Origin of the sequence: Hungatella effluvii (assembly GCF_003201875.1) — a bacterium.
In the GTDB taxonomy this organism is placed as follows: domain Bacteria; phylum Bacillota; class Clostridia; order Lachnospirales; family Lachnospiraceae; genus Hungatella; species Hungatella effluvii.
In genome coordinates this window covers 55318-72709 of the sequence record NZ_QJKD01000025.1, presented here as the reverse complement: position 1 = coordinate 72709, position 17392 = coordinate 55318, and the positions used below count along the sequence as shown (strand labels likewise).

At 50.5% G+C, this 17392-nt stretch carries 14 protein-coding genes; 12 read left to right on the top strand and 2 right to left on the bottom strand.

Annotation, left to right across the window (positions count from 1 at the left end):
- Positions 1-339: 339 nt before the first annotated feature.
- From DFR60_RS28020 to DFR60_RS27995, 6 genes are all read left to right on the top strand, one after another.
- Positions 340-618 carry a type II toxin-antitoxin system HicB family antitoxin gene (locus DFR60_RS28020; protein ID WP_055655672.1) on the top strand — a complete coding sequence of 93 codons (279 nt, stop codon included), beginning with the start codon at positions 340-342 and terminating at the stop codon, positions 616-618.
- Between the two features lie 197 nt (positions 619-815).
- Entirely contained in the window at positions 816-2024 is a 1209-nt protein-coding gene (locus DFR60_RS28015) for a COG1470 family protein (protein WP_110326292.1), read from the top strand.
- A gap of 36 nt (positions 2025-2060) precedes the next feature.
- Positions 2061-3098 (top strand): ABC transporter ATP-binding protein, encoded by a 1038-nt coding sequence (locus DFR60_RS28010; protein ID WP_110326290.1) that lies wholly within the window; start codon positions 2061-2063, stop codon positions 3096-3098.
- Positions 3025-4065, top strand: a complete 1041-nt coding sequence (locus DFR60_RS28005) for an ABC transporter permease (protein WP_038256639.1) — start codon at positions 3025-3027, stop codon at positions 4063-4065. Before DFR60_RS28010 ends, DFR60_RS28005 begins: the two co-directional genes overlap by 74 nt.
- 116 nt (positions 4066-4181) lie before the next feature.
- A complete protein-coding gene (locus tag DFR60_RS28000; protein WP_110326288.1) occupies positions 4182-4871 on the top strand; it encodes a response regulator transcription factor in 690 nt (229 codons plus the stop codon).
- On the top strand, positions 4868-6085 hold the full coding sequence (locus DFR60_RS27995; RefSeq protein ID WP_110326286.1) for a sensor histidine kinase: 1218 nt from the start codon (positions 4868-4870) through the stop codon (positions 6083-6085). The genes DFR60_RS28000 and DFR60_RS27995 overlap by 4 nt, the downstream gene beginning before the upstream one ends.
- A gap of 83 nt (positions 6086-6168) precedes the next feature.
- On the opposite strand, the gene DFR60_RS27990 is transcribed toward DFR60_RS27995, so the two are convergent.
- Entirely contained in the window at positions 6169-7011 is an 843-nt protein-coding gene (locus tag DFR60_RS27990; RefSeq protein WP_110326284.1) for a DegV family protein, read from the bottom strand.
- 332 nt (positions 7012-7343) lie between these two features.
- On the opposite strand from DFR60_RS27990, the gene DFR60_RS27980 reads away from it, so the two are divergent.
- Entirely contained in the window at positions 7344-8762 is a 1419-nt protein-coding gene (locus DFR60_RS27980) for a zinc ribbon domain-containing protein (RefSeq protein WP_110326279.1), read from the top strand.
- A 35-nt stretch (positions 8763-8797) separates the two neighbouring features.
- Here DFR60_RS27980 and DFR60_RS27975 read toward each other — a convergent pair whose 3' ends face one another.
- On the bottom strand, positions 8798-9595 hold the full coding sequence (locus tag DFR60_RS27975; RefSeq protein ID WP_110326277.1) for an AraC family transcriptional regulator: 798 nt from the start codon (positions 9593-9595) through the stop codon (positions 8798-8800).
- Positions 9596-9875: 280 nt separating this feature from the next.
- Between DFR60_RS27975 and arfA the strand changes: the two genes are divergently transcribed.
- The 5 genes from arfA to DFR60_RS27950 all read left to right on the top strand — a co-directional run bounded on the left by arfA (position 9876) and on the right by DFR60_RS27950 (position 17277).
- Positions 9876-11393, top strand: coding sequence for an arabinosylfuranosidase ArfA (gene arfA / locus DFR60_RS27970; protein ID WP_110326275.1), 1518 nt, complete (start codon positions 9876-9878; stop codon positions 11391-11393).
- A 275-nt stretch (positions 11394-11668) separates the two neighbouring features.
- Entirely contained in the window at positions 11669-12697 is a 1029-nt protein-coding gene (locus DFR60_RS27965) for a LacI family DNA-binding transcriptional regulator (RefSeq protein ID WP_110326273.1), read from the top strand.
- Between the two features lie 214 nt (positions 12698-12911).
- Positions 12912-14426 carry a sulfatase gene (locus DFR60_RS27960; RefSeq protein WP_110326271.1) on the top strand — a complete coding sequence of 505 codons (1515 nt, stop codon included), beginning with the start codon at positions 12912-12914 and terminating at the stop codon, positions 14424-14426.
- On the top strand, positions 14423-15910 hold the full coding sequence (locus DFR60_RS27955) for a sulfatase family protein (protein ID WP_110326269.1): 1488 nt from the start codon (positions 14423-14425) through the stop codon (positions 15908-15910). The genes DFR60_RS27960 and DFR60_RS27955 overlap by 4 nt, the downstream gene beginning before the upstream one ends.
- Before the next feature lie 14 nt (positions 15911-15924).
- Positions 15925-17277, top strand: a complete 1353-nt coding sequence (locus DFR60_RS27950) for an MFS transporter (protein ID WP_110326267.1) — start codon at positions 15925-15927, stop codon at positions 17275-17277.
- Positions 17278-17392: the final 115 nt, after the last annotated feature.

Below are 17392 nucleotides of genomic sequence, written 5' to 3'. Positions count from 1 at the left end.
CATTCGTATAGGATTTGGTAATGTAAAAGGATTCTGAGTTTTTTGATCTGGATGTAGTAACCCGCATAAATAATCACCTCAACACCATTATAGCATATATCACTAAATATTACTATATAATAAAGTAAAAAAATTGACAAAAAAATAAGCCTACAATAAGGCTTTGCAGCACTTTTTGATTGATTGATGTGTCAAACGCCCGTTTATCAGCCTGCTGAGAGAACAGGCGGCAGCCGGCGGCGTGTACAGTGACGAAGAAGCTTCTGATAAAAATCTGTACAATGGTGCAGAATAAGTATATAATAATACTGTTTATCATATATGCTGGAGGAATTGATTATGACATTTACTTACCCTGCTGTTTTTACGCCCCATAGGGACGATAAAGGATATCATGTGGAATTTCCGGACTTAAAGTGCTGTGAGGCGGACGGACCGGATCTGGAAGATGCTGTGGAGAATGCGAGAGAGGCGGCTTATAACTGGCTCTATCTGGAGGTAGAAGAGGGAACCTACGAGTTTCCAACCCAGACGCATCCGACAGACATAAAGCTGGAAGAGGGAGCCTTCCTGAAATACATTATGGTCACCATAAAGCTCCTGCCCGATAACGATTAAAGCGGTCCGACAGGCCGGGTACCTGGACGGGCAGCTTATAAAAGAGACGGCGGCAGAACGTTGCATGAAAAACGTTCTGCCGCCGTCTCTTTGTTTCACAGTATTTTCAAACTTATTAAAGGTTCATTAAAGGTTTCTTCGATATGATCTTCTTAAGAAAAATACGGATGCCAAAGACGCATCAAAAGGAGGATATTATGGAGGAAGCAATTGTAAGCAAACGAAACGAAAAAAGAAGGGCATGGGCTTTTCTGGCTGTTTTTCTGGCGGCGGCGCTTTTCCTGTTCCTGAATGTACATACGGCGTATGCGGCCGAGGGCCTGAAGCTGAGCACCGATTATCCCGGAATATCCGTTAAGCCGGGGGATAACTTAAATATCCCGGTCACACTGGATAATTATACCGGCTCCGGTCTGGACGCAGAGGTTAAAGTGTCCGCCATGCCCGACGGCTGGGAGGGATACCTCCAGGGCGGTAATTATCAGATAAGCCGCATCCATGTAAAGAACGGCGAGGCCGGAGCAGAAATGACGCTTCATGTAACAGTACCAAAGGAACTGACAGAGGGAACCTACGTAGTCGAGGTAGGCGCCTCCTCGGCGAGCGGCTTCTCCGATACACTGTCCATCTCCTTCCTTGTCAATGAGATGAAGGCGGGAAAGGGAAGCTTTACCTCGGAGTATCCGCAGCAGGAAGGAACCACCGGAACCAACTTCAGCTTCAGCACCACGCTGATTAACAACGGACTGAAGAGCCAGTCCTACAGCCTGTCTTCCAACGCACCGGCAGGCTGGAACGTGAATTTCACCCCAACGGGAGAAACCACAAAGGTGGCGGCGATCGAGGTGGAGTCCAGCACCAGCAAGGGTATGACCGTGTCCGTCACACCGCCGGAGGGAATCGCTGCCGGGGAATACGATATTTCATGCAGCGCGGTTTCCGCGGAGGAGACTCTCAGCACGGATTTAAAGGTGGTGATCACCGGCAGCTACGGCCTGAAGGTGGGAACGCCGGATGGGCGGCTGAGCTTTGACGCCTATGCGGGAAAAGAATCGGACGTAACCTTGAATGTGACGAATACAGGCAACGTGGATTTACAGGACGTATCCTTAAATTCCTCCCTGCCATCCGGATGGACCGTAACCTATAACCTGGAAAACAACGTGATCCCGTCCATTCCCGCCGGTTCCACGACGGAAGTCATCGCCCACGTAAAACCGGGCTCTGAGGCCATCACCGGAGACTATGTGAATACCTTTACGGCAAAATGTGAGCAGGCGGAATCCAGCGCGGATTTCCGTGTGTCCGTGAAGACCAGCACCATCTGGGGCATCGTGGCGGTCGTAATCATCCTGTGTACAGCAGGCGGACTGGGCTACGTATTCCGTAAATACGGCAGAAGATAGCCGGAATGGCTGTCACGCCGGAAAGGGGTCATTGTTATGGACATTGCTGCAAATTATGAAGATGAAATGATGATAAAAACGGACCATTTAACCAAGGCTTACGGAGAAAAGAAGGCGGTCAGCGACCTGACGCTGTCCATTCGCAGGGGAGAGGTATTCGGGCTTCTGGGGCCTAACGGGGCCGGAAAGACGACTACGACCCTGATGCTCTTAGGTCTGACGGAGCCGACGGCCGGGAGCGCCTCGATCGATGGAAAGGACTGCACCAGACAGGCCATCGAGGTGAAACGGATGGTAGGATATTTACCGGATAATGTGGGCTTTTATTCCGATATGACCGGCCGGGAGAACCTCCGGTTTACGGGACAGTTAAACGGGCTGCCGAAGAAGGTGATCGAAGACCGGATCGGAGATCTGCTGGAGAAAGTCGGTATGACCAGGGCTGCGGATCAGAAGACGGGAACGTATTCCCGGGGGATGAAGCAGCGTCTGGGGATCGCGGACGTACTGATGAAGGACCCCAAGGTAGTGATCATGGATGAACCGACGCTGGGAATCGATCCGGAGGGGATGAGAGAACTCATGTTTTTAATCCGGAGTCTGGCGGAGGAGGATGGCCGGACCATTCTGATCTCATCGCATCAGCTCTACCAGATTCAGCAGGTGTGCGACCGCGTGGGCCTGTTTGTAGAGGGGCAGCTGATCGCCTGCGGAAGGATCGACGATCTGGCCGGGCAGATGCGCCGGGAGGGACATTACGTGCTGGAGGCCGCGGCTATCCCGGACGACCGGGGCTTTAAAGAGCTTCTGGAGCACTTGGGAAATGTGGAGAAGATAGAGCGAAACGGGGATTTCTATGTGATCTATTCCAGCTCGGACTTAAGCCGTGAACTGAACCGAAAGGCGCTGGAGGGCGGCTACAGCCTGTGCCATTTGAGGCAGAGGGGAAATGATCTGGATGAGATATACCGCACGTATTTTGAGAAAGGAGAGAAGGGAAATGGCAGTCTCAATCAAAGGAAAAGTAAAGGCTTCCTTTCTTTCGGCAGGGAACAGCGCCAGGGAGAGGAGTGACGGTGCAGGCGGAGGCGTCCGTTCGGGAATGAGCGGCATGGGCGCCTTATACCGCAAGGAGATGTCGGACCATATTCACAGCAAACGGTTCCTGATCGTGCTGCTCTTAATCCTTTTAACCAGCTGTGCCAGCATTTACGGAGCGCTTTCCAGCCTCTCCTCGGAGACGGCGTCTGACTCCGGCTACATCTTTTTAAAACTGTTTACTTTGAGCGGGAATTCCATTCCTTCGTTCACCTCGTTTATTGCGCTTTTAGGCCCCTTTGTCGGGCTGGCGCTTGGCTTTGACGCCATCAACAGCGAGCGTTCGGAAGGAACCTTAAACCGCCTTGTGGCTCAGCCGATTTACCGGGATGCGGTCATTAACGGCAAGTTTCTGGCCGGAGCCACCATCATCTTTTTGATGGTCTTCTCCATGGGACTGATCGCAGGAGCGGTGGGGCTGCTGGCTACGGGAATCCCGCCATCGGGGGAGGAACTGGGACGGGTACTCGTCCTGCTGTTCTTTACTTCCGTCTATATCTGTTTCTGGCTGGCGCTCTCCATTCTTTTCTCCGTGCTGTGCCGCCACGCGGCCACATCGGCCATGGTGGTGATTGCGCTGTGGATCTTTTTCGCTCTGTTTATGACGCTGGTTGTCAGTATCGCAGCCAACGTGCTTTATCCCATGGGGCAGACGGCGACCGCATCGCAGATTCTGGCCAATTATAACTGCCAGATGAATTTAAACCGTCTCTCCCCGTACTATCTGTACAGTGAAGCGGTATCGACCATCATGAATCCGCAGGTGCGTTCCACCAACATCATACTTCCGCAGCAGCTGTCGGGCGCTATAAACGGATATCTGTCCCTGGGACAGAGTCTGCTGCTGGTATGGCCGCACCTGACGGGGCTGCTGGCATTGACCGCCGTAGTATTTGCCGTCTCCTATATCAGCTTTATGAGAAAGGAAATCCGGGGACGGTAGGGCGATAAAACGCTGTTTTGTGAATTATCTGTAAAATCCATCGGTGTTCTCTTGCATTCTCCGTAGAATTGAGAGAGAATACAGATGGATTTTTCTGTTATAAGGAGATGAAAAAAATGCGTGTACTGATCGTGGAAGACAACCGGCGGCTGGCGGAATCCATCCGTGACATCTTAAAACACTGGTATGACTGTGATATCTGCGGGGACGGGAATTCGGGATACTTTTTGCTCACGGACGGCGGTTATGACGCGGCCGTGCTGGATTTGATGCTGCCGGGAATGGACGGGATCACACTGCTTAAGAAGGCCCGAAAGAGCGGCTGTTCCGTTCCCGTGCTGATTCTTACTGCAAAGAGCGAGATCGACGACCGGGTGCTGGGGCTGGAGAGCGGAGCCGATTATTACCTGACAAAGCCCTTTGACATGCAGGAGCTGCTGGCCGTGATGAAGACGATATTACGGCGCCGGGGAGCGGTGATCCCGGAATGCCTGAGCCTGGGCAACATATCGCTGAACCAGGCGGACTACACGTTAAATGGACCGGAAAAAAGCATACGGCTGGGAAAGAAGGAGTATGACCTCCTCCGTATACTTCTGGTGAACCGTGACATGGTAGTCTCCAAGGAGACGCTGCTGTCGAAGATCTGGGGCAGCGACGGCGAGGCGGTCGATAACAATGTGGAGATATACATCTCATTTCTGAGAAAGAAGCTGGAGTTCTTGAACGCGGATGTGGTGATAGTGACTATCCGCAGGCTGGGATACCGGATCATGGAGAAGAATGGAGGAGGCGGACGGGAATGAAGGAGATAAGCAGGCTTCGGATGAAATTTATCTGCTATAACATGCTGATCGTGACGGCGGTCATCGGGATTACCTTCTGTGCGGTGGCATTTATCATGGAGAAACGGGTCAGCGCGCAGGGAAGGCTGGCGCTGGCGAAGGTGGTGTCGCAGGAGGAGCATCCCTTGATCTTCACCACCCGTTCGCCTGCGCAGACGCCGTATTTCTCCGTTATGGTGGGAGAGGATGGCATGGTGACGCCGTGGGAAGGCGGCTATGAAGCATTTCCGGGACAGGAATTTTTAGAGGAGATGGCATTTTTGGGAATGGCCGGAGAGGAGGACATGGGGCTTCTGGAGGGCTACCATCTCCGGTATCTGCGGGTCAGCCGCCCCACCGGATATATGATCGCGTTTGCCGACACCTCCTACGAGGACACCCTGCGAAACGGCGTCATGCAGTACGGAGGCCTGGCCTGCGCCGGTATCTGGATCGGTTTCCTGGTACTGTCCTACTTCTTTTCCCGATGGGCCGTCAAGCCGGTGGAAGAGTCCATACGGATGCAGAAGCAGTTTGTGGCCGACGCCTCCCATGAACTGAAGACGCCTCTGACGGTGATCACGGCTAACACCGAGCTGCTTCAGGAACAGTATACGGGCATATCCACCGAGGCGGATAAATGGCTGGAGCACATCCTTCAGGAATGCAGGGAGATGCGTTTTCTGGTGGAGAGTCTGCTCCTGCTTGCCAAAAATGACGCCCTCACGCCGAAGAAGGGGACCTTCCATCTCTTCAGCCTGAGTGATCTGGTGATGGAAAAGGTGCTGACCTTCGAACCGGTTTTCTATCAGGAGGAAAAGCAGCTGGAGTATCAGCTGGACGAGGAGGTGCAGATGCTGGGTGATCCGGATCAGGTGGGACAGCTGGTCAAGGCGCTTTTAGACAACGCGGTGAAATACTCCCTTCCCAAAGGGAAAACTGTGGTGAAGCTGGAGGCGGCAGGCAGAAAACGGGCGAAGCTCTGGGTGAACAGCCAGGGAGAACCCATACCGGAAGAGAAACGTTCCCTGATCTTCCGGCGTTTCTACAGAGGAGACAGCGCCAGAAGCAGCTGCAGCGGCTACGGCCTGGGACTGGCTATCGCAGCGGAGACGGCTGGAAAACACAGAGCAAAGATTGGAATGGAATACCGGGATGGAATGAACTGTTTCTATTTGACAGTGAGAAGAAGATGAGAGAGGAGGAAATCCGCCTCTCTCTTTTTACGCAAACGATTGTGTAAAAATTTCGTCTGTTTATATTCAATCTTATGTGTGTTTTATAATTTAAGCGCGCCAATCCCAACCAATCCGGGACCGGTATGCACGGCCAGAGAGGCAGTTATGGCTTTTTCCATGATCAGCGTTCCCTGGGGAATACCGGCGAGCAGTTTCGGCCGCAGTTCCTCGGCAGCTTCTTTTCCGTCACCGTTTAAGAGGGCTGTGAGGCAGGGGCCGTCGCCCGCAAAGGCCTTTACTTCCGCCAGAAGTCTGGAAAGTCCCTGTCTGGAACCCCGGATTTTGGCGACTGTATAGTAGACCCCTTCTTCATTACAGGAGATAATCGGCTTTAAATTCAGCATACTGCCTACGACTGAGGTGACAAGCCCGATCCGGCCGCCCTTGCGCAGATAGGTCAGTGTATCCATGTAATAAAATATCTTGCATTCCTTCACTTTCTTCGGCAGTGCCTCGGTCAGCTCATCATAACTCATGCCTTCCTCCAGCTTCATAGCCGCCCAGAGCGCCAGAATTCCCGCGCCGAAGGAGACACTTCTGGTATCCAGAACAAAGGAAGTCAGTTCCTGTTCTTCACCGAGCACGTGGCTGACCGTATTATACGTACCGCTAAGGCCGCTGGAAATGGAAAATGCCAGCACATGAGTATATCCCTCCGCTTTCATTTCCTCCACCATATTTTTAACGTCCTGTGGACTTGGCGTGGAGGTAGAGGGGACCTCCTTTGGAAATCTCTGATAAATCGTTTCCGGAAAAATATCAACTCCGTCAACGTAATCCTTCTCCGGGTAAATAATGTGAAGGGGCATAACCTTCATATGATATTTTTGAACCAGCTCGTCAGAAACGTCACAGCCGGAATCAATCAAAATAGCAGTCTTCATATTGGAACCTCCATATGTAGTAATCAAAACTATATAATCCAGTATCTCATAAGAATGCAGCTGTGTCAATAAAATCTTCCTGTTTTTCTGCATTTCTGTCCATATAATTCTCTAATTTGCAAGAGAAACTTAATACTTCCCCGTCAGCGAATATAGTATACTTAATATCAATGCCGGGCAGACATGCCTGTTCATTCCTTTGGCGGCTGCCGCGGCGGCGAATATTCCGCCGCTTATGGTGAAATATGACTTTATTACTTACGGTAAGACAGGACTTTATTATGATAGAAGCATTCAGATTACACATGAAATAATACGAAAGGATTGATGGTATGATCTGCCCGAAATGTGGACATGAAACATCAGGAAACTACTGCAATAACTGCGGAGAACCGCTGAGCACCGGTTATTTAATGGAATCGGCTGAGGAATATGAGATAAGAAAACGGCTGTCAGAGGAGTTGGCGGGCCTGGAAGAACAGGCCGCCGCAAGCACACAGCCGGTTATGGAAGGACAAAGGAGCCGGGGGGACTGGACGGTTAAGAACGAGCGATCAGAGGAAAACCAGCCCTATACAGACAACCAGTCACTCACAGAATCCCAGTCTTTCAATCCGGCGAAATCAATCATCGGAGCACTGGCCCTCTTAAAGAGCCGTCATCTTACAGAAGCCTCTTCAAATGCAGAAGATCAGCAGTTCTATGAGAACCAGACTGATGATACCAACCTCTTAAACGGCCGTGGCAGTCGTAATACTCTCGATGATACAGAGGCAGATGACAACGAAAGCTATCAGCCGAGGAGCAGAAAGCCGGAAAAACAGAAGCCGAAAGAGAAAACAGCAAAGTCTAAAAAGTCCAAAGAGGGATCTGATGGGAGAAAAGCAGAATCAAAGGGTGAGCGAAAAGAGCAGCAGAAAAAGGAAGCCCGAATGAAAAAGCTGGAGGGCGAGGTAGAGCGCCTGCGCAGCAGTCAGGAGAACGGCAGTCAAGAGAATGACAGTCGGGAAAAGGTACGGCCGGTTTCACGCGGAATGGCAGGGCGAAAAGCACAGAGAGAAGAGAGCTGGGACTGGGCCGGCGGGGAACGCAGTGGTTCGGCATACAGCGGGCTGCCCCGGGGAAAGAACCAGAGCAGCCGATCTATGCGCGGTAATACAGACTCCAGGGTAAGCCGCGATTTCGACATACCGGATACAGAAACCCGTATAATCGAAAAGACAGACAAGGACGGCGTCAGTTTTGGCGATGTGGTGGTAAAGAGCATGGTGACAGCCACTGTAATCATCTCCAGAGTGATGCAGCTGGCCTCCTTTCTCCTGATGGCGGGGATGGTGTTCCTTATGGCACAGTCATTCTGGAAACACGGCCAGGCGCTGGGCGATATCCGGTTCATGGCGGCGGAGTCCAACTACGGAATGGCTCTCTACGTCGGCTTTGCAGGAATCACGCTGTTTATGGGGCTGATCTGGTGTCTCTGGATTCCCTCAAAAACGGGAGCGGGAGGCGGCGTGCGCATGAAGAAATACGATACGGGAAGAGGCTTTGTGCCGTTTCTTCTCTGCATGGCAGCAGTCGTGGCGGCGGCAGTGATCCTGCCGGAGATACCGGCTGAAGCCGAGGCGTGGAAAGGGATGGCAAATGGAGCAGCCGCGGCCATGGAGGCCGTGAATTCCCATCGTGATATTCTCTTTCTCGGCAGCACTGCCGGAGCGGTTCTTTCTCTGGTGAGAAAGCTGCTCCGGGTCTGAGCCGTTTCGCAGCAGCACTCTTAAATATACGAATTCTATGGCAGACAATTTTCTTTCCATCTGCGGGCGTACTCCTTAGGAGAACACCCGCATTCTTTTTTAAAATACCGGGAAAAGTGGGTGATATCGGAAAATCCGCATTGCCGGGCCGCCAGATTAATCGGAAGCGCCTCATTTGTGAGCAGATTCTTGGCTTTTTCCAGGCGGACGGAGAGAAGGTCTGCATGAGGGGTACTCTGGAAAAATTTCTGGTAACAGGCAAAAAACTGACTCTTCTCCAGGTTTGCCCTGCGGCACAGATCTTCTGTTGTCCAGGGCTTTTCATAGTTACGGAGCATATCGAGACGGAGACTTAAGAAGATCTCATACAGCTCCCGGTTCTCCACAATGTCAGTATTCTCCCCGGCCATGGCCCGGGCTATGGCAATAAACATCTCATTCAGCAGAAAATATTCTTTTTCCTCAGCAAACGGGCGGGACGCGATCCGTTCTTCCTGAAGCTTTCTGATGTACTCATCGATTTCATCCGGATTTCCAGGATAAAAAATGGAGTTTAACGGAATTTTAAAGCGTTCGATGAGAGTGTCGGAGCACGAAAAATGGATATAACTGTTCCGGAATTTTTGAACAGCCTCATAATGCTGCATGGTCTGAGGCGTATACAGGATGCAGGCATTTTCCCGGGCCAGTGTGAGTTCTTTATTCAAGTAGAATTTCATCGGAGTTTTCAGCAGCAGGAATAAGTGGTCACCGCTGCCTCCCGGCCGGTAAATCCTGTCTTTTGGGGGATTCTGCCGGTTGTATTCACAGAAATGTATTTCAAAATTGAGCATGGCCCTTCCTCCTGATTCTAATTCTCATACATCTGCCGTCTGGTCGTTTCGTTTCATTCTTTATAGGATGATAACAGTATAAACATAATCGGAGAAAAAATCAAATGCTTCGGAGAAAAGTCACTGGTTTTTTCTCCTGGACCTGATAAGATATGAGTAAAGAATATACGTAACAGTTCAGACGGCGGAAAATATCCGATGCTTCTTGACCGGCTTTTTGGTCAAGAAGATGAGCCGTCTGAACTGTTACGAATATACAGTTAAAAAGGAGAATGACAGAATGAAAAAAGCAGAAATTATCATTGATAAGTATTTCCTGACAGGCAGTGTTGATAAGAGAATATATGGTTCCTTCATTGAACATCTGGGACGTGCCGTATACGGCGGTATCTACCAGGAAGGGCTTGCCTCCTCCGACGAACAGGGCTTCAGAAAAGATACTCTGGAACTGGTAAAAGAGCTGGAGGTGCCGATTGTGCGCTATCCGGGCGGCAATTTCGTATCGGGCTTTCACTGGGAAGACAGCGTGGGACCGAAGGCACTAAGACCTGCAAGAACCGATCTGGCATGGAGAGTGATTGAGACAAATCAGTTCGGATTGAATGAATTCGCAGACTGGTCTAAGAAGGCCGGGAGTGAGATGATGATGGCAGTCAACTTGGGAACGAGAGGTCCGGAGGACGCGAAAAATCTGCTGGAATACTGTAATTTTGAGGGCGGCACCTATTACAGTGATTTGAGAAAATCTCACGGCTACGCAAAACCTCATGATATCAAGCTGTGGTGCCTGGGCAACGAGATGGACGGAAAATGGCAGATGGGTCATAAGACAGCGGGAGAGTACGGAAGAATCGCTTCAGAGACGGCCCGTATGATGAAGTGGCTCGATCCGGAGATTGAGACAGTGGCCTGCGGCAGCTCCAGTCTGACCATGCCTACGTTTGGAGACTGGGAGTACCAGGTTTTAGACGAATGCTATGACGAAGTGGATTATTTATCCCTGCATCAGTATTACGGAAACCGCAGCGACGACACGGCAGATTTTCTTGCCTGCTCCAAGGGAATGGATGACTTTATCTCGGGAGTCGTATCAATCTGTGACGCGGTGAAAGCTAAAAAGCACGGCGGAAAGAACATCAATTTATCCTTTGACGAGTGGAACGTGTGGTATCACAGCAACGAGCAGGACAAGGAAATCAAGGCGTGGGATCAGGCGCCTCACCAGCTGGAGGATGTCTATAACTTTGAAGACGCGCTTCTGGTAGGAAGCATGCTGATCACCATGCTGAGACATGCGGACAGAGTGAAGGTCGCCTGCCTGGCCCAGCTGGTCAATGTAATCGCACCGATCATGACATCGGATACAGGCGCCTGGCGTCAGACCATATTCTATCCATATATGCACGCCAGCGTCTATGGGAAAGGCACCGTTCTGATGACTCAGATCAAGGCCCCGGTATATGAGAGCCGGACCTATGGCACCGTATCCACCCTGGACTGTGTATGCATCTGGGATGAGGAGGCGGAGGCCGTAACGATTTTCGCGGTTAATAAAGATCTGGAGGACGATGCAGAAGTCTCCTGTGATTTCCGTCAGTTTGAAGGGTATCAGGTGGAGGAACATATCGTTCTGACCCATGACGACATGAAAGCAGTCAACACAGAAGCAGCGCCGGATACGGTGAGCCCGATCCATTCAGAAGCTTCTAAACTGGAGAACGGTATTTTCTCCACTGTTTTCGGCAGGCACAGCTGGAACGTAGTACGTCTGGTAAAGAAGCATGAAACAGTGAAATAATAAAGAATTATGAAACAGTGAGATAATAACAGCACGAACAGAAGGAGCCGGAGACCCATTTGCCGGTTCCTTTTTGCATGCATGGAAGAGAAAAACAAGGGATGAAAGTTGAAAGAAGTGAGTTGGAAAAAAATGTAGAATATGCACAAATAAAAGACGATTTTTTGTATAAAAATCATATTGTGTACAATTTCTCTTTTTGTTATTATAAGTCCAGGAACTTTGAAAACGCTTTCAAAAAATGAATGCAAAACATGACAGCATTGAGGTAAAACATGACAGCATCGATTTACGACGTAGCAAAGCGGGCGGGAGTTTCTATCTCAACCGTTTCCAGGATTTTGAATAACAGCGCCAATGTAAGTGATAAGAAGGTACAGGCCGTAAAAGAGGCGATGGAATATTACCAGTATGAACCGAATCAGTTCGGAAGAGGACTGGTAAAGCAGAGGTCCAATATGATAGGAGTCTATACTCCATTTCACTCCGGATCGGTGTTCGAATCCTCCTACACTCTGGAATTGTTAAAGGGAATCGAGAGGGTTCTGACAAGACATAATTACAGTATGGTATTAATCAGTGAGTCGGAGGAATACTCAAACCGGGTGAAGGGGAGTCCGCGTTTCATGGAGTATGTCAGGCAGAGAAGGATTGACGGTCTTCTCTTAAGCGGACTGAACGGCAAATCCATGGATGAAGAGGCGCTGAAACAAATCCTGGATGAAGAGTATCCTGTGGTATACATAGGGAAAAAGTTTCACAAGAAGGGAATTAATGTTTACGCTCAGTTCGAAAGCTATATGCATCAGATGATTGAAACACTGTATGCAGACGGGCACCGGAAGATCGTCCTCTATTTTTACACGACTCATGAGAATTATCTGACCGGCATTGTAAAAAAGGCAAAAGAAGAGCTGGAAGAACTGGAACTGATTCCGATCGTGCTCTCACATATGACCGATATCCGGCCGGACCTTATAGCAGATTTCAGAAAGTATGTAATAGGCGGCGGCTGTACTGCCATCTGTTCGCCGGGCATTGAGACGACCCAGATTATATTGAGTGTGTGCGGAGAGCTGCGGCTTTCTGTGCCGGAGACCGTGTCGATCCTGTCCGTTGAACATAAGATTGGCGAAGGGCGGCGGTTGTTTCCCCAGATTTCAGCGTTCTTTGTACCCGCGAAGGATATGGGCAGCGGAGCGGCAGAGCTGCTGCTGGACATGATAGAAGACTGCCCGCTGGAGGAGACTTCCAGGGAATATGAAACAAAGTTTTTTGACAGAGAATCAATAAGGCAGCTTTAAAGAGCAGCCTTTTGATCGCTCTTTTTTGAAAACGTTTTCTGAAAGCGTTTTCAAATAATGATGGATGTACAAAGCACCCCAAAGGTATTCGGTTATACAGGCATGACGGGCGCTTGCACCAATTCGCAAGGCGAATTGAAAATCTTCATCAGAAAGAGAGCGGATAAAAGAGTACAGCAGGTACAGAAAAATAAGATAAGACAGGAGGAGTATCATGAAGGCAATTATGGTGATGTATGATTCCCTGAGACGCGATTTACTGGAATCATACGGTTGTGACTGGACGAAGACGCCGAATTTCAAAAGGCTGGCGGATTTAAGCGTCCAATTTGAAAATTGTTATGTGGGAAGCATGCCATGTATGCCGGCGAGAAGGGAGCTGCACACGGGCAGAATCAATTTTTTCCACAGAAGCTGGGGGCCGATGGAGCCGTTCGACGACTCGATGCCGGAGATTCTGAAAAAGGGAGGTGTCTACACCCATCTCGTCAGCGACCATCAGCACTACTGGGAGGATGGGGGCTGTACCTACCACAACCGGTATTCATCCTGGGAGATTTCCAGGGGGCAGGAGGGGGATCTGTGGAAAGCGGATTTGTCATACCGCTATGACCGCGGCACCGTATTTAAGAACAAGGAGGTCATGCTGAGTTATCCGCCTTACAGACGAATGATGGCTCAGGACGCGGTCAACCGCAGCTATATGGATACAGAAGAAAAGACCTCCCAGGCGGTTACATTTCACCAGGGGCTGGAATTCATCGAGAAGAACCACGGGGAGGACAACTGGTTCCTGCAGATCGAGACCTTCGATCCCCATGAACCGTTCTATTCACTGAAAGAGGACAAAGCGCTCTATCCCCATACATTTCTGGGAGATGCAGCAGCGGAAGCCGACTGGCCGCCTTACGCGACGGTTGCGGAAGATGAGAATACGGTTCAGCACGTTCGTTACGAATACGCGGCGCTGCTTTCCAAGTGCGACCGGTATCTGGGAAAGGTTCTGGATATGATGGACCAATACCACCTGTGGGACGATACCATGCTTATCGTCAATACGGATCACGGCTTTCTGCTGGGAGAGCACGGATGGTGGGGAAAGACCAGCATGCCGATCTACGAAGAGATTTCCCATACACCGCTGTATATTTACGATCCCCGCAGAAAGGAGTGCGCCGGAATCCGCAGAAATGCGATCGTACAGACCATCGATCTGGCGCCGACGCTGTTAGAATTTTTCGGGATGGAAATACCGGAGGACATGGAAGGAAAGCCGCTTGCCGGGGTAATGGATTCCGATGAACCTATCCGGAAATACGCGGTGTTCGGATACCATGGAAGTCAGGTGGATGTGACAGACGGCAGGTATGTGTACATGCATGCGGCGGAGCATCCCGAGATTCCCGTCTGTGAGTATACGCTGATGCCTACCCATATGCGGTGCATGTTCCGCCTGGAGGAACTGGCGGGGCTGGAACTGGCGGAGCCATTTTCCTTCACGAAGGGCTGCAGGGTCATGAAGATTGAGAGTAAGGACCATATGGGAGACACGACGTCATTCGGTTCTCTGCTGTTCGATTTAAAAGAGGACCCGGATCAGGAACATTCCCTGGAGGACGAGGCCGTGCGCGCACAGATGAAGGCTTACATCCGGGAATATATGGAGAAAAATGACGCCCCGAAAGAGCTCTTTTGCCGTCTGGGGTTCGAGGAAGGGAGGCCGTTATGAAAAAACGCCCGAACATAGTGATTATCAATCCGGATCAGATGCGGGCGGATTCCATGTTCCATCTGGGAAATCCGGCGGCGGTTACGCCAAATCTGGATGAATTGGCAAAAGAGGGGGTATCCTTCGCACATGCATTCTGTCAGAATCCGGTGTGCACCCCCTCGCGGTGCAGCTTTATGAGCGGCTGGTATCCCCATGTCGCAGGACACCGTACCATGAATCACATGATGCATGAGCACGAGCCGGTTCTCTTAAAGCGTCTGAAGGAGCACGGGTACCATGTCTGGATGAACCAGCGAAATGACTTGCTGCCGGCACAGAATCCAGAGTATTATAAAAGCTATTGTGATACTTATTTTACTGTCGGAAAAGATCGAAAACCGGATGCACTTCCCAGGGAGTCATTCCGGGGAGAACCGGGAGGAAAGAATTTCTATTCCTTTTACCGGGGGAAGCTGCCGGAGCATAAAGACCTGGATCAGGTCTGGACGGAGGGCGCGGCAGAATTTATCCGGGACTATGAGGAAGAACGGCCATTCTGCATCTTTCTGCCCCTGATGCTTCCCCACCCGACCTATCAGATCAGCGAGCCGTATTTCAGCCGCATTGACCGTAAGAAGCTGCCGGAACGAATTCTGCCTCCGGAGGGATACATGGGAAAATCCAGAATGCAGAGGGAACTGGCGGTACTGCAGAACATGAAGGACTGGAGTGAAGAGGAGTACGATGAGCTGCGGGCGGTTTACTTAGGGATGTGCAGCAAGGTGGATGACTTGACGGGACAGATCGTCCGTGCATTGAAGGAAAAAGGCATCTACGATGATACTGCCGTCTTCTTTTTCAGCGATCACGGAGATTATACCGGAGATTACGGTCTGGTGGAGAAGGTTCAGAACTGTTTTGAGGACTGCCTGACCAATGTCCCGTTTCTTGTGAAGCTGCCCGCCGCGATGCAGAAACGCCATGGCGTCAGTCAGGAAATGACGGAGCTGGTTGACTTCTACGCAACTGCGGAGGCGGTGGCCGAGCTGCCCGCCGAGCACACACATTTTGGAAAATCCCTGATTCCTTATATGGAACAGCGGGAAGAGGCGCTTCGCCAGGCGGTGTTCTGTGAGGGCGGTTTCCGAAAGGGAGAGGACCACTGCAAGGAGACGGGGGGCCAGGCCGTACCGGATCCGGGCGGTCAGTACTATCCGAGACAGTTTTTACAGGCCTCCGATGAGATGTACAACGGAAAAGCCACGATGTGCCGTACAGGGGATTACAAATATATCAGAAGACTTTATGAGGAAGACGAGTTCTACGATTTGAGGATGGACCCGAAGGAGACTCAAAACCGCATCGGAAGTCCTGAATATGCACCCATGATCGCGGAGATGAAGGAAAAGCTTCTGGAATTTTACCAGGATACGTGTGATGTCGTTCCATTTCAAAAAGACACCAGAATGGAAAAGGATTTTACACGAAACATTTGTTTATAAAGGAGAAGAAACGTATGGAAACGAAGTATGCAAAAGCAAAGTTTTTGGATGTTTTCAAATATTCATTTGGGGGACTGGGGTCAAACCTCGCATTCTTTCTTGTAATGTCTTATCTTACATTCTTTTACACCGATATCTTTGGAATCAGCTCCATGGTGGTTTCCGGCCTCATGCTGATATCCAGATTTATCGACGCATTTACCGATCCGATTATGGGAATGATGGGCGACCATACCCGCTCGAAAATGGGAAAATACAGGCCATGGATTATCTGGGGAGCTCCGGTCCTTGGATTCCTCATCTTCCTTCTTTTCACCGCGCCGGACTTATCACCGAATATGAAAGTGGTCTACGTCTATGCGGTCTACATCGCATATTCTCTGGCCTCAACCGTAGTAAATATCCCGTATCATTCCCTGACGCCGGTTATGTCTCAGGATCCGTATCAGAGAACGGTCATCGTTTCATGGAAGCAGGGCATGGGAACCGTATCCCAGTTTATTATCACCATCATGGCACTTCCACTGGTAGAGGCATTTGGCGGCGGTAAACAGGGATGGGCCATCTATGGCGCGCTCATCGGTATTTTGACAACTGCCGCATTCTGGATCTGCGCATGGGGCGGAAAGAAGTACGATGTCTGTGATATGGAAAAAGAACGCGTTCCGATGAACATGGCAAAAGATTTGAAGCTGCTGGTGAAAAACAAACCCATGCTGATGCTCATGATCGCCTTCGGTACGGATGTACTGGCCAACGCGACCTACAGCGCTGTAAATATGTATTACTTTAAGTATGTGTTAAACCGGGTAGATTTAGTTCCCAAGGTTGCCTCCGCCATTCTGTTTGCCGGAATCATTCTCCTTCCGCTGCTTCCTGCACTCTCCAAAGTGTTTGGGAAAAAGCGCCTGTACTGGTTAGGAAGCCTGTTCTCCATCGTACCGCTGGTGGTCATGTGGCTGAGGCCTACGGCATCGGTTACGATTCTTATGAGTATGATGGCTGTATTCGGATTCATTTCCCGTATTCCAAGCAACCTTGGCTGGGCGATGCTTCCGGAGTGTTCTGATTACGGCGAGTGGAAATTTGGTCAGAGAGCAGATGGCCTGATGTCCTCCTCCCTGACATTTATCAACAAGTTCGGCATGGCGATCGGTGGATTTATCGCCAGCTTCTTCATGGGACTGGTCGGCTTTGTGGCAAATCAGGAGCAGACTCCGCAGGTATTAAATATGATCGTGTTCCTGCGTTTCGGAATGCCGGTACTCGGTTACATAGCATCCCTGATTTCCATGGCATTCTATGAGATTACCAATGAGAAATACTCCCAAATCCGCACGGAACTGGACGAGAGAAAGAAGGGTTGAAAACTATGACAAATAGCGGGAGCAGGCAACAGCGCGGGGCGGACGACAGGTTCCTCCCCTTCCCCCGCCTCCACTCCCCCTCTCTTTCAGGCGTATCTTTCATCCACTAAATCCC